This is a genomic window from Methanolobus sp. ZRKC5, assembly GCF_038446525.1.
In the GTDB taxonomy this organism is placed as follows: domain Archaea; phylum Halobacteriota; class Methanosarcinia; order Methanosarcinales; family Methanosarcinaceae; genus Methanolobus.
Genome location: NZ_CP151792.1, coordinates 302225 through 319563 on the forward strand (window position 1 = coordinate 302225; position 17339 = coordinate 319563).

13 protein-coding genes and 1 pseudogene are annotated in these 17339 nt (G+C 40.9%); 5 read left to right on the top strand and 9 right to left on the bottom strand.

Translation table 11 applies throughout. From position 1 onward, the window contains the following. Positions 1-7 precede the first annotated feature (7 nt). The 8 genes from WN948_RS01275 to WN948_RS01310 form a co-directional block, all read right to left on the bottom strand. A complete protein-coding gene (locus tag WN948_RS01275; protein WP_342305161.1) occupies positions 8-688 on the bottom strand; it encodes a hypothetical protein in 681 nt (226 codons plus the stop codon). A gap of 249 nt (positions 689-937) precedes the next feature. Then, positions 938-2272, bottom strand: a complete 1335-nt coding sequence (locus WN948_RS01280) for a phenylacetate--CoA ligase (RefSeq protein ID WP_342305162.1) — start codon at positions 2270-2272, stop codon at positions 938-940. Positions 2273-2289: 17 nt separating this feature from the next. Continuing rightward, the gene (locus WN948_RS01285) at positions 2290-2895 is read right to left on the bottom strand and encodes an indolepyruvate oxidoreductase subunit beta (RefSeq protein ID WP_342305163.1); all 606 of its coding nucleotides are present in this window, start codon (positions 2893-2895) and stop codon (positions 2290-2292) included. Beyond that, the gene (gene iorA / locus WN948_RS01290) at positions 2892-4781 is read right to left on the bottom strand and encodes an indolepyruvate ferredoxin oxidoreductase subunit alpha (protein WP_342305164.1); all 1890 of its coding nucleotides are present in this window, start codon (positions 4779-4781) and stop codon (positions 2892-2894) included. The genes WN948_RS01285 and iorA overlap by 4 nt, the downstream gene beginning before the upstream one ends. Before the next feature lie 312 nt (positions 4782-5093). Beyond that, positions 5094-6959: a PAS domain S-box protein gene (locus WN948_RS01295; protein WP_342305166.1), complete on the bottom strand. Its 1866-nt coding sequence runs from the start codon at positions 6957-6959 to the stop codon at positions 5094-5096. Between the two features lie 18 nt (positions 6960-6977). Beyond that, positions 6978-8846, bottom strand: a complete 1869-nt coding sequence (locus WN948_RS01300; protein WP_342305168.1) for a histidine kinase dimerization/phosphoacceptor domain -containing protein — start codon at positions 8844-8846, stop codon at positions 6978-6980. Between the two features lie 63 nt (positions 8847-8909). Then, positions 8910-10004, bottom strand: a complete 1095-nt coding sequence (locus WN948_RS01305) for a hypothetical protein (protein WP_342305170.1) — start codon at positions 10002-10004, stop codon at positions 8910-8912. Between the two features lie 38 nt (positions 10005-10042). Then, positions 10043-11245, bottom strand: coding sequence for an FIST N-terminal domain-containing protein (locus WN948_RS01310; RefSeq protein WP_342305172.1), 1203 nt, complete (start codon positions 11243-11245; stop codon positions 10043-10045). Positions 11246-11924: 679 nt separating this feature from the next. On the opposite strand from WN948_RS01310, the pseudogene WN948_RS01315 reads away from it, so the two are divergent. The 3 genes and pseudogenes from WN948_RS01315 (at position 11925) to WN948_RS01325 (ending at position 15143) form a co-directional block, all read left to right on the top strand. After that, positions 11925-12934 (top strand): annotated as a pseudogene (locus tag WN948_RS01315) (IS630 family transposase). Positions 12935-13197: 263 nt separating this feature from the next. Next, positions 13198-14610, top strand: coding sequence for a sodium:solute symporter family protein (locus WN948_RS01320; protein ID WP_342305174.1), 1413 nt, complete (start codon positions 13198-13200; stop codon positions 14608-14610). A 179-nt stretch (positions 14611-14789) separates the two neighbouring features. After that, positions 14790-15143 (top strand): hypothetical protein, encoded by a 354-nt coding sequence (locus WN948_RS01325; protein WP_342306515.1) that lies wholly within the window; start codon positions 14790-14792, stop codon positions 15141-15143. Positions 15144-15210: 67 nt separating this feature from the next. Here WN948_RS01325 and WN948_RS01330 read toward each other — a convergent pair whose 3' ends face one another. Continuing rightward, complete coding sequence (locus WN948_RS01330; RefSeq protein ID WP_342305176.1) at positions 15211-15333, bottom strand: hypothetical protein; 123 nt, start codon at positions 15331-15333, stop codon at positions 15211-15213. A 178-nt stretch (positions 15334-15511) separates the two neighbouring features. Between WN948_RS01330 and WN948_RS01335 the strand changes: the two genes are divergently transcribed. Together WN948_RS01335 and WN948_RS01340 are read left to right on the top strand one after the other, a co-directional pair. Continuing rightward, positions 15512-15637, top strand: a complete 126-nt coding sequence (locus tag WN948_RS01335) for a symporter small accessory protein (RefSeq protein ID WP_342305178.1) — start codon at positions 15512-15514, stop codon at positions 15635-15637. Beyond that, a complete protein-coding gene (locus tag WN948_RS01340; protein WP_342305180.1) occupies positions 15637-17223 on the top strand; it encodes a sodium:solute symporter family protein in 1587 nt (528 codons plus the stop codon). Before WN948_RS01335 ends, WN948_RS01340 begins: the two co-directional genes overlap by 1 nt. Positions 17224-17339: the final 116 nt, after the last annotated feature.

Here is a 17339-nt window from a genome sequence, read left to right on the forward strand (position 1 = left end):
AAAACCCCTATAATTTTTCTATAATCTCCTCGGTCAATTCCTTGCTGTCAAGGCCTTTGAGCTGAGCAACTTTCTCTATGGCATCTGCATAGCCACTATAATATGAATCTTTGAGTTTTTCTTCCATATCTTCTATTTTGTTACGTGTCTCGCTGATGATATGGGAATACTCTTTAATCTTGTCCTCATAATTATTCTTGATAACTTCAGCGTCATGTTGATCGAGAGATTTGTCTTCATCACGCCGCTTCATCCTTTCATCAACATCTTTTTTGATACCGAAAACTCCAATCAGGCCTGTCCAGCCTGCACCGAATGCGACAGCTTCGAGCATACTGTTGGCCAGTATGCTTGCGATCATACCTCCGACAAAGAGGTATAGTATGATCCCAAGATATCGAAAGAACCATTTTTCCTTATTCAGTTCGTTCTCCTTCCTGACAATCTCCTGCCAGAGTCGGTCTTTATCACCATTATCAGTTGTTTCCTTAAGCAGTTCCCTGACAGACTCTGTCTGGTCCTGAAGCTCCAGTATACGAGCTGTATTCCCCATTAGTTTGTCCCAGCTACCAAGATAGACTATTATTCCGGCACCTGTAACCCCTAAAAGAAAGAAGAAGACACCTACGGATATGTTATTCGGCCACCATATTGGCATTTCCAGTACACTTGTGACATTTACATCCATTCAATATCCCCACCAAGGTCATCAGGAACTATCATCCTGATATCAAATAATCCCCCTATGAATACTAATGATATAGACCCTGATTATAAATTATAAGATATGATCTGACAGCCGCCCCACGTAGCTGATTGTAAAACTATATATGCAGAGTTTTGAGCCTATGATATAAATCTGTTTCCTGCCCACCGGTTCTATGTATCATAAAAGGAGGAGGATAGAAACTAAAGTCATTGAGTGAAATGATATCCTTCACATCTCTCTATTATCAATAACTCTCTTACTCTTTTTTTCACTGCGTGGCAATGCTCCAATCCCAACACATTCCACATCAACGCTGATGCCTATGAAATCCTGAAATGCTTTGTTCATTTGTTTTGCTTTTTTCCTGTTGATTTCCGGGTTATCTGCATTATCGACCTCAACCCTGAAGAGCATGGTATCCCGGCCAGCATCCCTTTCAAGGACTATCTGGTATTCACTGCTCACACCTTCCACCCTGTGAACCACATCCTCTATCTGTCCGGGGTAGACATTCACACCTTTTATCTTGATGCGGTCATCAGTGCGTCCAAGCAGGCGGTCTATGCGTGGGAAAGGACTTCCACATTCACATGGTTCAGGTATGATACGTGTGAGGTCTCTTGTCCTGTAACGTATAAGCGGAGCTCCTTCCTTGGTCAACGTAGTTATGACAAGCTCACCAAGAGTACCGTCTGGAAGGCTCTCTCCTGTAACAGGGTCTATTATTTCAAAGAGCAGGTGGTCTGACCAGTAATGAAGACCATCATGCTGTGAGCAATCAAGGGCAATGCCAGGTCCGTATATCTCAGTTAGACCGAAGATATCGAAAGTCTCGATACCAAGCTCGTCTTCGATACGTGCTCTCATCTTAGGACTCCAGCGCTCAGAACCAATAATCCCAACCTTCAATTTGATACTGTCCTTCAGATCCCTTTTACTAATCTCCTCTGCAAGCAGGAGAGCATACGAGGAAGTACTGCCAAGGACTGTGGATTTCAGGTCAACCATCATCTGAAGTTGTTTTTCCGTATTTCCCGGACCCATGGGTACTGCCATGGCTCCCAGAAGCTCTGCACCTGCCTGGAAACCTATACCTGCAGTCCACATGCCGTATCCGGGTGTTATCTGTATCCTGTCAGTATTCGTAAGCCCTGCCATCTGGTAGCAGCGCATCATCATCTCTGCCCATACATCCACATCTCTTTTGGTATACGGGATTATAACAGGGCTTCCGGTTGTACCGGAAGATGAATGTATCCTCACAATCTCTTCATCCGGTACAGCCTGAAGACCCAGAGGATAGGCATCTCTTAGCTCTTCTTTTGTAGTTAATGGGAGCTTGCTGATATCTTCCAGAGACCTTATATCAGTGGTATCAACACTTTCTTCCTTGAATTTTTTCTGGTAGAAAGAGCTGCCCTTTGCAACCCTTTGAAGAAGCTGTCTTAGCTTGGTCGTTCTTTCTTCATCGGATAGACCGGAATGTGTGCAACAATTCTCACTTTCACATTCACTTACATGAACCACTTTCTTTGAACCATCAATTACATGATTATCACACATTCATCTCACTCCTGCCATCATTGATCCTTAGAGGCATCGTTTGTTTTTGAAACACTTTCAATTGCCATATCATAGGCCCTGCGATTGACATCCCTATATTTTTCCGGAATCATCTTTTCAAGCACATTCCACAGATATTCCACTGAGAAAGGTAAAAGACCGGCACCTGCAGCAGCCGCAATCATAGATACATTAGCTGCCCTGTATGTTCCTGCATCTTTTGCAAGACCGGTGAAATCAGCAGATATTATCTCCGGACAATTGCTCTTCAAAAACTCGAGCATCTGGTCTGGATCATATACTTCATTACCCTGGGTCGATGGTATTATTGCATGCTCATTAACCACAATGCTAGCACCTTTGCGTAAAAAACGAAGGTTACGGGCGGCTTCCCCAGGCTCAAGCCCTATCAGCAAATCTGCGTTTCCCTGCGGGATAAGCGAACCACATACATCGTCCCCAATCCTCACATGACTTGTAACTGACCCTTCTCTCTGGGCCATACCTATTGTTTCAGCTGTAGCTACATGTAAACCGGCATTCATGGCAGCGGTGGCAAGTAAACGAGAGGCTAGTACGACACCCTGACCACCTACACCTGCAATAAGAATATCGAATTTCATTGTAAGACCTCCTTCAGGACAATAGCATCTGACGGACATATCTCTGCACAGAGACCACATCCACTACAGGTATCCTGGATAACAGGCAAACCCGAGGATATTGAAAATATAGCAGGGCATCCCAGCTGGGATATGCAGAGCTTGCAGCCTGTACATTTGTCCTCATCCACAAGATACTGACCTTGTCCCTTGCAGATAGCAACACAGTTTCCTTTAAACACAACAGCAGAGGGACCTTCAAACTCCATGGCCTCAGCGGCTATATTCATGCACTCATCAAGGGAATCTATCTCTATGGTTCTGACCATGCCAACTCCGCAACTTTTGAGAACATCTGCTATGTCGATGATCTTTGCAGGAGAACCAAGAGCTGTTACACCTATACCAGGATGGGGTTGATGTCCTGTCATGGCAGTGGTACGGTTGTCAAGAACTGCAACGGTGATGTCAGCATTATTATATACTGCACTGATAACGGCAGCGATTCCTGAGTGGAAAAAAGTAGAATCACCTATGAAGGACACCTGCTTTGCCTTCTGAGTACCTCTATATTCCTGTGTCTGGGACAGACCGGCGGCGATACTGATACCAGCCCCCATACAGAGACAGGTATTGACCATTTCAAGAGGTTTTGCATTTCCCAGTGTATAACAGCCAATATCACCTGAAAATATGGATTCTACACCCTTTTGTGAACGTAATTTTGCGGCGGCTTTCTTGAACGCATAGAAAACTGTCCTGTGCATACAACCGGCACACAATGTGGGAGCTCTCACAGGCAAAGGAGGAATATCATTCTGCTCTATTGCAGGAGCTGAATGAGTAAGCGGAGAAATGTCATCATTGATACTTTCCAGTACCCTGTTCATACCATCGATGACAACATCAACATCATACTCCCCACTGACAGGGAAAGAACCGTCTTTCTTTCCATGTATATTCACGTTAAGATGATATTTGCCTGCCAATTGCAGGAACTGCTCCTCAAGATACGGGTCCAGTTCCTCGACAACTATCAGGTCTGTGATATCTTTGAGGAATTCAAGGGCTGCCTTTTCAGGGAAAGGATACACAGTTCCTGCCTTGAATACTGAAAATGTACCAGGATAATTCCTTATGGCTTCCTTTGCGTAAAGATATGAAACACCCGAAGCTGCAATTCCTATTTTGCTGCTGCCCTTTGATATTGAGTTAAAAGATTCATCTGCGAAGTATTCTGAAAAACGGTATGACATAGTTATTTGAAGCTCTTCCAGCAGAGGATGTCTCTGTGCCGTTAGTTTTGGGAAAATGGTCCATCTTGTGTCTTTCACAAATCCTTCCATGTCTCTGGAAACCGGCGATAGGTCCTCGATGAGTACATCAGAACACCCGTGAGATACACGGGTTGTGGTCCTGAGTATCACAGGAGTTTCCATCTCGTGTGATAATTTGAAAGCCAGTTTTGTCATATCATAGGCTTCCTGTGGAGTTGCAGGATCCAGTACAGGTATATTTGCAAAATGACCAAAGGCCCTGGTATCCTGTTCGGTCTGGGATGAATGTGGACCGGGATCATCTGAAACAAGAATTACAAGTGAGCCTTTAACACCTATGTAAGAAAGGCTCATAAGAGGATCAGAAGCTACGTTCAGGCCAACCTGTTTCATAGTTACCATGGCATTGGCACCTGAATATGCAGCTCCTACGGCTGTCTCAAGCGCTACTTTCTCATTAGTGGCCCATTCGGCATAGATACCATACTCTTTTGCATGAGAAGCAATGGTCTCCATAACTTCGGTAGAAGGTGTGCCTGGATAGCCGCTCGCTATCTGGACACCGGCTTTGATGGCTCCGAAAGCAATGGCTTCGTTACCCATTAATATGCGTTTACTGGTCAATATCATTCCTCTTGAATGGATAAATGGATAATATGTAAAAGAAAATCAAACAACAGATTCACATCCGGGAACGTGAAACATTGCATATATTCATACATTGATGCTGACCTATGCACTTATTTGATGAAATATAAATGTTTTGTCACAGGTTTCAGTCATAGAAAAATCAGCTCTATAGAAATCATTTTCTATAAATTCAGTTAATCTACTACAATTTTAATACCAAGTTTCTTGTGTTTGTTGTTCCAAAAAAATAAAGTAGATGATTGTGTGTTGTCCAACTGAGGATTTCTACAAAGCCAAAAAAGGAAACTACTTTTAGATATTGGATGGGATACTAAAACCGATCGTAGTTCCTTCACCTAATTCACTTTTTATCCAGACTTCACCATCATGCATCTCAACGAACTTTTTGACAAGGGTAAGGCCGAGGCCAGTACCTCCATATAGTCTAGTTGTCGAATAATCAACCTGTGTAAATGGCTCAAAGACTTTTTCATACTGATTCTTTGAAATACCAATTCCTGTGTCACTAATCAGAAAAGAAACTGAATTTCCTTTGTCTTGAACATCTACTACTACAGATCCTTCATTGTCAGTAAACTTTATGGCATTGGATACAAGATTGAAAAGGACCTGTGTCAATTTAAGTTTGTCAGCTTTGATGTAGAGATCATTTGCTTCGAGACTTGTACTCAGGCAGATGTTCTTTTTTTCTGCAAGAAGGGAAACAATTGCTTCGACATCATCCAATGTTTCCCTGATACTAAATTTTTTATGCTGAAGCTCCATTTTACCGGCTTCGATCTTTGAAATATCCAGAATATCGTTTATGACGTTGAGAAGATGCTTACCACTGTTAGACACATTACTTATATACTTACTTTGTTTTTCATTGAGACTTCCAATCCTGTTCTCAAGAAGAAAATCTGAAAAACCAATGATGGAATTAAGAGGCGTTCTCAATTCATGGTTCATATTTGCAATAAACTCGCTCTTTATTTTATTGGCAGATTCAGCAGTATTTTTTGCATTTATTAATGCAATTTCGGCTTCTTTGCGTTTAGTCACGTCATGTAGAATACCGTTCACTGAAACAGCATTTGCTTCTCTGTCCACTAACCACGAAACGTGATCTTCCACCCATCGTATTGTTCCATCCTTTCTTATTATGCGGTATTCTATAACGCCATTTTCCAGTATTACCTTCATTTGTTCATATTTTGAAAGGACTTTTCCTATGTCTTCAGGGCAAATGGAACTCTCCCATGAATCCGGATTACTTAACCATTCTTCAACAGTATATCCAAAAATGTCCTCAACAGCTTGATTAATATATGTTACTGCAAAGGTTCCAGGATTCATGCAGTATACCAATTCAGAAATATTTTCAGTTAACTCACGATATTTTTTTTCTGATTCCATCAAAGCAGCATTTACTTTTTTTCTTTCTGAAATATCTCTTATGATTGCCATATCTGCTGGTTTGCCTTTGTAATGGATGGTAGATGCACTAATCTCAACCGGTATCTTATTTCCATCCTTTGATACGATATCGACCTCATAGCCTGATTGAATGGCTTCTCCTCTCAGTCTCTTTACATATCTCTTTTTTACAAGATCTATATGCTCAGGTGAAATTAAATTCATTAAAGGAAGCTCATTTGCTTCATCAAACGAATAATTGGTCATATCCAGCATTTTCTGGTTTGCATATTTAATCATGAAATCCTGGATAATAATAATTCCATCATTTCCATTTTCGACAAGGGCAGAATACTTTTCTTCCCTTTCTTTCAATTTGATCTCCATTTTATGTTTGTAAAGGGCTATCTCTATACTGGTGAATAATTCCTTTTCTTCAAAAGGCTTGAGTATGTAACCAAAAGGTTCTGTTATCTTTGCTCGCTGCAAAGTATTGTCATCGGCATAAGCGGTAAGATACACAACTGGAATGTCAAATCGTGCATGTATCTGTTCAGCTGCTTGAATACCGTCCATATCCCCTTCCAGCATAACATCCATCAGCACCAAATCAGGACAAATCTCTTCCACTTTTTCGATAGCTTCTTCCCCAGACGCAACGGTAAAAGGAACTAAATATCCGAAATCTTCCAGCCTGTTCTTCATGTCCAGAGCTGTAATAAGTTCATCCTCTACAATCAATATTTTTGATTTAGTCATTTAATTCCCCTTATCCAATCATTCTTTAAAGGTAATCACAAATTTTGTCCCATTGCTTCGATCAAGCTCTATATTCCCATGAATTTGTTTCACAAGTGTTGTTACCAGTTGCAAACCTAATGAATGTGAATTGCTATAATCCATGTCTTCAGGAATGCCTATCCCAATGTCGCTGACAATGAGTGTAAACATCTTATTCTCAAGATGGAATTCGATATCTATGTCACCTTCTTCTTCTGTCTGATAAGCATACTTTAAGGAATTTGAAACAAGTTCATTGATAATCAATCCAAGAGGAATTGTTTTTTCTATACCCATGTAAACGTCATCAACGTCCAGTTTCAGTTTGATAGCACTATTGCCTACTTTATATGTCTGGAACAGATAGGTCGCCAGATTTTTAATGTAATCACCAACGTCTATGCTTGCCAGATCTTTTGATTGGTACAACTTCTGGTGGGCAATAGCCATTGATCTGACACGGGTCTGACTCTCCATGAAGGCAGCAATTACCTTTTCGTCAGTGAAATTCCTGGATTGAAGGTTGAGCAGACTGGAAATGACCTGGAGGTTATTTTTCACCCGGTGATGTATCTCTTTTAATAAGGTATCTTTTTTCTGAACTTCTTCTGCTTTTTTACGTTCTGTGATATCAATAAAACTCTCAATCAGGTGTATTCGCCCATCAAGATTTACAGAAGTTACATTTTTGAGGATGGGAATCTCTTCTCCTCTTACATTTATGAGCACGTGTTCTGATTTGTTTATGGTATCTTTGAGGTCAGTGATCGGACAGCTTCCCTTCTCAGCCTTACAGATAAAGTTGTGGCATACTTTGCCAACGATTTCCTCTTTTAAACCACCAATACTTTGAACTGCTGAAGGATTTATGTCAACGATAACATGTGTTTCTGCATCGATAATAAGAACTCCTGTCTGGATGGATGACAGTATGGTCTTCAATTTTTCCTCGTTTTCCTGTAACGCTTTCTCTGCTTGCTTGCGTTGGATGGCTGCGCCAATTGTATCAGCCGCCGCTTTGAGAGCATCCTTTTCTACGACAAACCATTCTCTTTTATTCTTACAATCATCGAAACCAATGAATCCCCACCAATTTCCTTCCACGTGTATTGGCACTGCTGCGATGGATAATGCTTTATAGGACTTAAGGAAAGCGTGTTCAACTTCGGGTAACTCCTGAACAGATCCGGAAATCACATCTCCAGCCCTCAAAGCTTTTACCCAGCGTTCACAACCATCATCTATGTATGATAATTTATGGGGTTCAGGGTACTCGATCTGAGAATTGATTCCAAGGCTCTCCCATTTATTGGTCTTGTATGCCCGAAGTATGCCATCTTCATCGATCATGTTTTTAAAAATGTATGCGTGATCAACATCTGTTGCCTTTCCCAATCTCTCAAGAACTACTTGTATGGTATCATCTAAAGGGCATGGGCCCAGTAACTTTTCAGCTGCGAAACTAATTCCTTCGAGTATCGCATCGCGACTTTTAAGAGACAGTTCTGTCTTTTTTTGTTTGGTAACATCTTCCACAACACAGATGCCTCCCACCACAGCTCTGTCATTCGAAAAAACAGGGTTAGCTTCAGCTTTAATAACTGTAGTTCTATCGCTGAGGACAGATTTATACTCACCTTCAAAATATCCTGTTTCTCCTGAAAGTGTTTTTTTTACAAGCTCTATCATTTGAGGATTTTCAGGGGACATCAGCATATTAAAACCGATTATTTTTTCTACAGCTGGTCCAATGATATTTGCAAAGCTATTATTGCAATGGGTGACAATTCCATTCAGATCATAATGGAAAATTCCTACTGGAGAATGTTCAAAGATCATACGGTGCTTGTTCTCAGAGTCCAGCAATGCCTCTTGAACCCACTTACGTTTTTCCTCTACAGCTATTGCCGTAGCAATGACCCCTATAATCTATCTGTCTTCTTTAGAGGGTATAAAATCGTGTTGAAAAACACAGCACAGGGATCCAACGCAATTTTTCTCAAGCTTAACTCCTATTCCCATATAGGTCTTTAACGCATATAGGACCACATTTTGGTCTGTGTGTGCATATGCTGTTTCGGAAAGGTCCCTGACCACCATCAAACGATCATTTGCACACCGTATCACGTCATAGCAAAGATGTCCTTCTGGTTCATCCAAGGGATTATAGTCAGTAGGTGTGTTCCACTGTCCCCATGAATGAAGCAAACCCTCATCTAATCGATTGTAGAGTGCAAAGGTAGCTCCCATCAGTTCTCCGAAAAGAGCAGTAAGGTGATTGATGTTCTTCAATGGATCAGTCCCAAAGCTTAAGAAACAGTCGTTCATCTTTCTTATGCGTTCTTCTGCCAGCTCACGTTGTTTAATCTCTTTTTTCAGAGATTTGTTGATACTTGTCACTTCTGATACATGCTGTTGAATAATTCTCTGTGACTCAAGATTGTGCATTAATGCACTCACCTGTTGGACAAATACCATGAAAGATATTCTGATCTCTTCACTTATTTCGTCATAATAATCCTTCTTTTCTGCAGATCGTCCTCCTAGAACAAATCCATGCAGATCTCCATCCTTGTAATAAGGAGCGTAAATTACCTGACACAATCCCAGCGATCCCCAGGGATTTGATGGGGCGGAAAATTCGATAAAAACACTGTCTTTTGAGTTCACAATTTCATCAGAAACTATCCATTCCATGACCAATGGGTGTTTCTCCTCAAAACCGTAATTCTCCACGAGAGTTAAGCGATTATTAGTCGTATCATAAGTGAAGAGCGCACCGCATTCAACCTCAAAAACTTCAACTATGGACTCTACTGTTATCGAGGAAAGCTCGTGCATATCTTTAGTCCTAATGGCTTTCTCGTTGTAGCCCTGGATCGACTTAAAGCGACTAAGCTCGCGATCAAGGAGATCTCCTGTATTGACAAGCTGCTGCTCAATCGCGGAAAAACGGGTTACTTTTTTCTGTAACTCGCCATACTTAGCTTCAAGTTTATCGTAGTGCAAACTATCTTCATTCATGTTATGAGGTACCTGGTGCGAATACACTGAAGATCACATTAGTCGTTGCGCTTGACAATGACATACAGGGCTGTTGTGTAATTATGGAATTGGGATCGTCCTCCTAATCTTGCAAATTCCCCCAGTCCGTACATTCCCAGCCATGGTATATCTTCATCGTTACACAGGGGGTGCTGCATCCTGAATACAATTTCATCCTTAAGGATACGGTTTAACATACCCCTTCCTCTTGCGACACAGTCTGCGTGGAAAACTGCGACAGGTCTACGGCCGTTGCATCTTTCAACGATCTGCCCGACCATCTGATCCAGGCCATCAAATATTAGATCCTCATCCCGCTTGGTGAGGTAGAGTTTGGTGCCCTCGGGGCACTCAACAGGCATATAGATACTACCATCCGTTCCTTTCTTTGCAATCACTCGAAGAATGTGTGTATTGCCATATTCTTCCTGTAAACTTTCTGGCAGTTCCTCTGCAAGTGCTCCAATTGGAATCGTATCCGCAAGTTGTGCTGTTTCTGGTAGTCCGAGATTGTCTGTCAGACATTTCCAGGCCGGTTGTCCATCCAGCTCGAACACACGATTCGACTCAGAACGTGTTACTTCAAAAGGCATTTCTACGATTGCAAAACCGTGGGAGGCCTGTGTGATCACTTCAAGTGTAGGGTCTGCAAAGCCAATTGCTAATGCACCTTTTTCAAATATCTGGTCGCCAACGAATTGGAAGTTGTTTATGGCTTTCATATTATCTGAAGAGGTAGCTCCAAATATCGGAACATCTGTGCCAAAAACGGATTCGATGCCTTCCAACGCTTTGTCGGCAGCAATATCGATACCTGTTGCCAGGAAATGGATCATGTTAACGTTTGGATTTTTATTCTTCAGGTCTTGAGCCAATTGGGCACCGACTTCATAAGAATTGGGACCTGCTATATTATCTTTAATGACCACGGAAAATTCATCATTTCCGCCTTTTATTGTCATGATAGCCAGACACCTCATTGCTTCATTTGGTCCCTCTTTGCCAATAATTCCAGAGCAGGTACAACCAACAACCTGTGCACTTGGAGCGAGCTTATGCGCCTCACTTATAATATCATTCAGATTATGACCGATGGTGGTATAGATTACCACAAGATCACAATCAATGCTCTCTTCATCAACGAGCGCACTTTCAAGGCATTCAGCTATGGCTTTCTTTGAGTTCACAATTCTGTTACTACTTGACGAAAATTTTAACATACTGCCCTCCGCTTTATTTAGATGTTTTAAATTTTGACAATCCAAATGAATTAATGCCAATGTTCTACAATCATAGACATATTTCAATTATTTGTATATATAAAACACATAAATAAATATATATATATTTATCTGTTGCCATTCTGAAAAAATATTACACAATAACAAAAACAAATCAGTAGCCATTGATGAGGATATATTTAGATTTGATAGATTTGTTCTGTCTGTTGGAAAATAGCTTAGAAGAAAGTTAAGGATTCAGTTGATGATCGGGTATTTAAGGTAGATTAGTAGCAATAAGAACAAAATGAGGAAATTCGAGAAGTACTGAATTTGCATTACATGGAGTGGAAGGAGGAGGAAACATCCATTATAGAGCCTCATGTTAAAAAAAGGGGTGAGGGGGTATGGGGGGAGAGGAGATGGAGTCGTCTGCTATAGACGATTCGATGGAAAATAATACTGAAATCAAGCAAAAAAATAAATAAATAAATTCAAGCTATTAGTTCACAACTTTGACATGTATATCAAGGTTATATTTATTGTTCAAATAAGGATTTTTACAAATCCAAAAAATAATCAAATACTAGTTTAGAAAACTCTTTCAACCAATAATAGCACGAAATCATTTATAGTTATTAACTAAACATTTATTACTTAAGAGATACAACTATTTTTCATGGCTAAACCAGAACAAATTCTGATAGAGCATCATCTTTCATTAGAGGAATTGCTTAAACATATTAAGTCGTTAGAGAAAGATACAAGAGTTCTACAACGTTTGTATTTTGTTAAACACCGTTATGAAGGTGCTTCAGTTAATGAAGCGGCTAAACTTGTAGGGATATCAAAACCCGTTGCATATCAATGGCAAGAACGGTGGAATCAAGACGGATATAAAGGTTTGAAACCCAGGTTTTCAGGAGGTTGCCCTTCAAAACTCACTAATGACCAAAAAGAAAAACTAAAGACCATGTTACATGAGCGTGATGACTGGTCAACAAAAGCAGTTCAGGAACTCATATATAATGAGTTTAAAGTTCAATACACCATTAAGCAAATATTAGTCATCTTGAAAAAGTTTGGCATGCATCATGGCAAACCCTATACACATGATCATCGAAGACCAGAAGACGCAGAAGACCGTTTAAAAAAAACTTACCATTAATCGATGATGGTTGCGTTATCGGCTTTCTTGATGAATCATCTCCACAAACAACATCAAATACAGTTCGTTTATGGTCTTTCAATAAACCTGTTATCTTCAAAAACACAACCAGGCTAAAAGCAAACTCCTTCGGGTTTTATGCATTGAATGGTAATTCAGTTATAAATTTTAAGGAACATTCAACCAAAGAAGATGTATGTTCATTTCTGTCAACTGTAAAAAACAGTAACATAGGAAAAAGAATTGTAATCATTCTCGACAATTTTAGATCACATCGAGCAAAAGATACATTGGATTTTGCACAGGCAAATGACATCGAATTGGTCTATTTACCTCCATATTCGCCAGACTTGAATCCAATAGAATTCATCTGGAAGAGCGTCAAAAGAATAATTTCTTGTAATTTTGTGAAAGATCTTGACCATATGAAAAATCTGATTGCTGAGACGTTTATTAGTTGTTCATCAAAGATTAGTTTCGCAAGAAAATGGATTGATAAGTTTCTGAAAAATAAGTTATGAATATTAAGTGAACAACTATAATTAAACCAAACAAAAACCTTTTTAAATGTTATTGTACATCAACGGACATTATAGTATAAATACATCCTTTTTTGGAGGAGTCACAATTGGTATTGATCTGTAGCAGCTTAAAAACAATAATTGACAAAAACAAAATCATGGAAAGGAGGAGATGAACCTAATGCCCTTACCTTACATTTATCTTATAATCTCGATCGTGATCATGCTGGCCACCACATTCTATTTCATATTGAGGCGCGAACATGCTTAATCATATTCTTTTGGTGTTATACGTAATTGGGATACTTTTGCTTTCCCTGAAACTAAAGCAGGGAACCTTTTCAGGATTTGCTGTATCAGACCGCAATGTGATGCATCCTGCGGTGATAGGAATTGCATATATGGCTGCGTATTTCAGCGCTGCATCTTTCCTCGGTGGTGGAGGCTATGGACTTATTGCTGGCCTCCCATGGGTCATCTGGGGAGTTTTCTTCCATGTAGCATTTGCCTGTCTGGCATTCATCATTGCACCCAAAATATGGGTGTTCTCCCAAAAGTACGATGCCAAGACCATTCCACAGCTGCTGGAGCGCAGATACGATTCCCAAAAAGGTAAGGTCCTGCTTGCAGCTATCATGCTTTTAATGTACACCGTATATCTGGTTGCCATCTTCAAGGGCTGTGCCAATCTTTTCCAGGGCCTGCTGGGAGTGACATATGTCCAGGGTCTTTTCATAGCTGTTGTCATCGTGGCTCTTTACTATGTGATTGGAGGGCTGCCTGCGATCATATGGATCAGTTTCCTGCAGGGGCTTATCATGCTTGTAGGTGCAGTGCTGCTATACACAGGACTTATTTCAAGTGGTGGCGGAATGGCAATATGGGATATGGTTCCAGCTGACATATTGAGTATGAGTGGAGCAGCAGTCCCATGGCAAAAGACCTTTGGAATGGCATTTTCCATCAGTCTTGGGCTTTTGGCATTACCCGATCTGCTGATAATGTTGTTCTCTGCCAAAGACAAAAGAGTAGTGCGCTTTGCAGGCATCTATGGACCAATATCCATCACCATTTACGCTTTATGTATATTCTCCCTGGGAGTTTTGGCTCATGGAGTCTTCAGCTCAGAACAGCTGGCTCCATTCATGGCAAACCCTGATGGACTTATACCATTTTTAGCAACATCACTACTCCCCCGTGGATTTGATAGCATCGTACTGCTGGCTGCTATCTCTGCTGCCATGTCAACTATGAGTGCTATTGTGCTGGTCACAACAACCGCTCTGACTTCAGATATCTTGAAGTATCTACGTCCGGCAACTCCTGATAATGTGGTGCTCCGTATGACAAGGATAGTAGGAGTTATCATCATTATAGTCTCGGCATTCTTCGCAATGGATGTTCCACAGATGATTGTACCCCTGGTGTCCGCAAGTATGGGCGTTATCGCATGCTGCGTTTTCATACCGCTTATTTTCGGACTTTACTGGGAACGTGGCACAGCAACAGGATTTGTTGCCAGCCTGGTGGCAAGTTTCGGCTCAGTGGTGCTCTGGCAACTCTTTGGCAATCCACTCATCCACCCGGTATTCATCGGTTTGATCTTTGGTACCATTGCATATTTGGGAGGAAGCCTGGCAAGTCCCCGTCCATCTCCTATGACGGAAATTGAATAAGAAGTAAAATACTCGGCTTTTGACCAGGTGCTGAAAATAACCTTCAGCACCATTTCTTTTTTTATCCAGGCATATTCTCCAGGTTTGTAAGCTTGTTACTTTGGTTCGAAACCAATTCATGAAAACAAATTTAACTTATCAATATAAATGAAAGCAAAAGGTGTTCCAAATTGAAGAATGTGATAAGCAAGAGTTTCGAGATCAAGGATTACATGATTGATGGTGCACATGTCAACGGTTTCTGGATGAATTTGGAAGGAAGGGAAAAATTGACAACAGAAATTGTCTACGCACCAGTAAATGAAAATATCTTTGAGCCAATTGAAACAGAAAAAATGCTGCATGGAATTATAGCAAAATGTGACAGCTTCAAATCGCAACTCCCTGAGAACATAAACTGCGAGGTCGTCTTCAAAGATCTCAATGAGCTGACATATGATGCAAATGAAAATAAAAGCAATTTTCAAGTGGAAGCTAAAGAATTAGACGAAATAAGAGTTGTTTACAGATTCTACGTTAAATACTATCTTTGAAGATGATTTTGTCTAATTTGGTCTTATTCTGACCTCCTGAAATATAAGATAAAGACATCCCTGCGTATCATTCCCAATCACCAAGCACAGTTCCACCGGCAGAATCGATACATCCTTCATATTCAACATATTCAACTGGCTGTGTGATACCCAACACATTCCACATTAACACTAAATTCTTTAGAACCATAGAAGGCTTCGTCCATTTGCTCTCTGGTTTTTTCCTGTTTTCGAATCTCTACCATCATATAAGCTAAAGTGGCATATACATAAATTCAACTAAACAGATTTAAATAGTAGTTTAGAATAGCAATTGCCACGATTTATAGTTATATTACTTACCACAAATAATGAGGAGATTTAGAAAAATGCTTGGTATAGATGATCCCCAGATATGGATAGCATACATTCTTTGCTTTATCAGTGCCATCGGTTGCATAATCTATGGTACCCTTAAGTGGAACGAAGAAGATGATCAGGATGAGGTGTGTTAATGGCTGTAAGTACACCGGTGCTTGGAGTAATTGTATTGATCTATATGATGATCATCTTCTATCTTGGATGGATAGGGTATAAGAAAACGAAAGAAACCGAAGATTATATGGTTGCAGGGAGACAGATCCATCCGTACATCCTTGCATTGTCCTATGGTGCAACATTCATAAGTACCTCAGCCATTGTCGGATTTGGAGGAGCCGCCGGTGCTCTTGGAATGGGACTACTCTGGCTGGCTGTCATGACCATAGTTGTAGGTATCTTCATTGCCTTTGTGGTTTTTGGCTCAAGGACAAGGCGCATGGGTGCAAAACTCGAAGCAGTAACATTTCCCGAACTTCTGGGAAGAAGATTCAACTCCAGATTCATACAGGGATTTTCAGGTGCTTTAATTGGTACTTTCATGCCGCTTTACGCAGGTATCGTACTTATCGGAGGAGCAAGATTTGTTGAAACTACCCTCAATATAGATTATGACGTGGCAGTCTTCATTCTTACTATTATAGTTGCAGCTTACGTTATTACTGGTGGACTTATTGCAGTCATGTACACCGATGCCCTCCAGGGTGCACTGATGTTTTTCGGAATGGCAGCATTACTTTTCCTGACATACGACAAACTCGGAGGAATCACTGCAGCCCACTCAGCACTTACTGCTATGAATGACCTGGTACCTGTAAGTCTTGCAGCAGGAGGGCATCTGGGCTGGACTTCAATGCCAGCATTCGGCTCACCTATCTGGTGGACACTTGTTTCAACACTGACACTTGGAGTCGGAATTGGTGTGCTTGCACAGCCCCAGCTTGCAGTGAGATTCATGACCGTAAAAGATAACCGGGCACTTAACAGGGCAGTTCTTGTTGGCGGACCTTTCATTCTCATGATGACAGGAGTTGCATTCACCGTAGGTGCATTGTCAAACGTCTATTTCATGAAGACAAAAGGCGTGATCGCTGTTGTAGCTGCAAAAGGAAACATGGATCTGATCATACCTGAGTATATTAACAGTGCCATGCCTGATGTTTTTGTCATACTCTTTATGCTTGCATTGCTCGCTGCAGCCATGTCAACCTTAAGTTCCCAGTTCCATACCATGGGAACAGCTATAGGGCATGACTTTTATCGCCAGTATCTAAAGAAAGGAGAACTCGGACAGAGCATTAACATTACCCGTGCGGGTATTGCAATTACCATTATTGCAAGCGTAATACTGGCATATGTACTTCCAATAAGCATCATTGCAAGGGCCACAGCAATCTTCTTTGGGCTTTGTGCAGCAGCATTTTTGCCAATGTATGCGGGTGCACTTTTCTGGAAGCGTATGAACAGACAGGGAGCAACTGCCAGTATGCTTGTGGGAACTTTTGCAAGTCTGTTCTGGCTCACATTCGTTCACAAATCAGAAGCAGTACCACTTGGAATAAGCAAGGCTATTTTTGGTGTTGATACCATCCTTACAGGAACCTGGACCGTTATTGATCCAATACTTATCGCAACTCCCGTGGCGATAATCGTTGCTGTGGTAGTGAGCCTGCTAACAAAACCGGATGCACAGGAACACATTGATGCATGCTTTGAGAAATAATATCTAATGGGGTCAATATGCCCCATACTTTTTTACATATAAATTTGGATTTGGATAAAACTGATCTTGAGACTTGCTGTTCATTTATTTTGATTTTGTTCTGTTGTTTCCGAGAA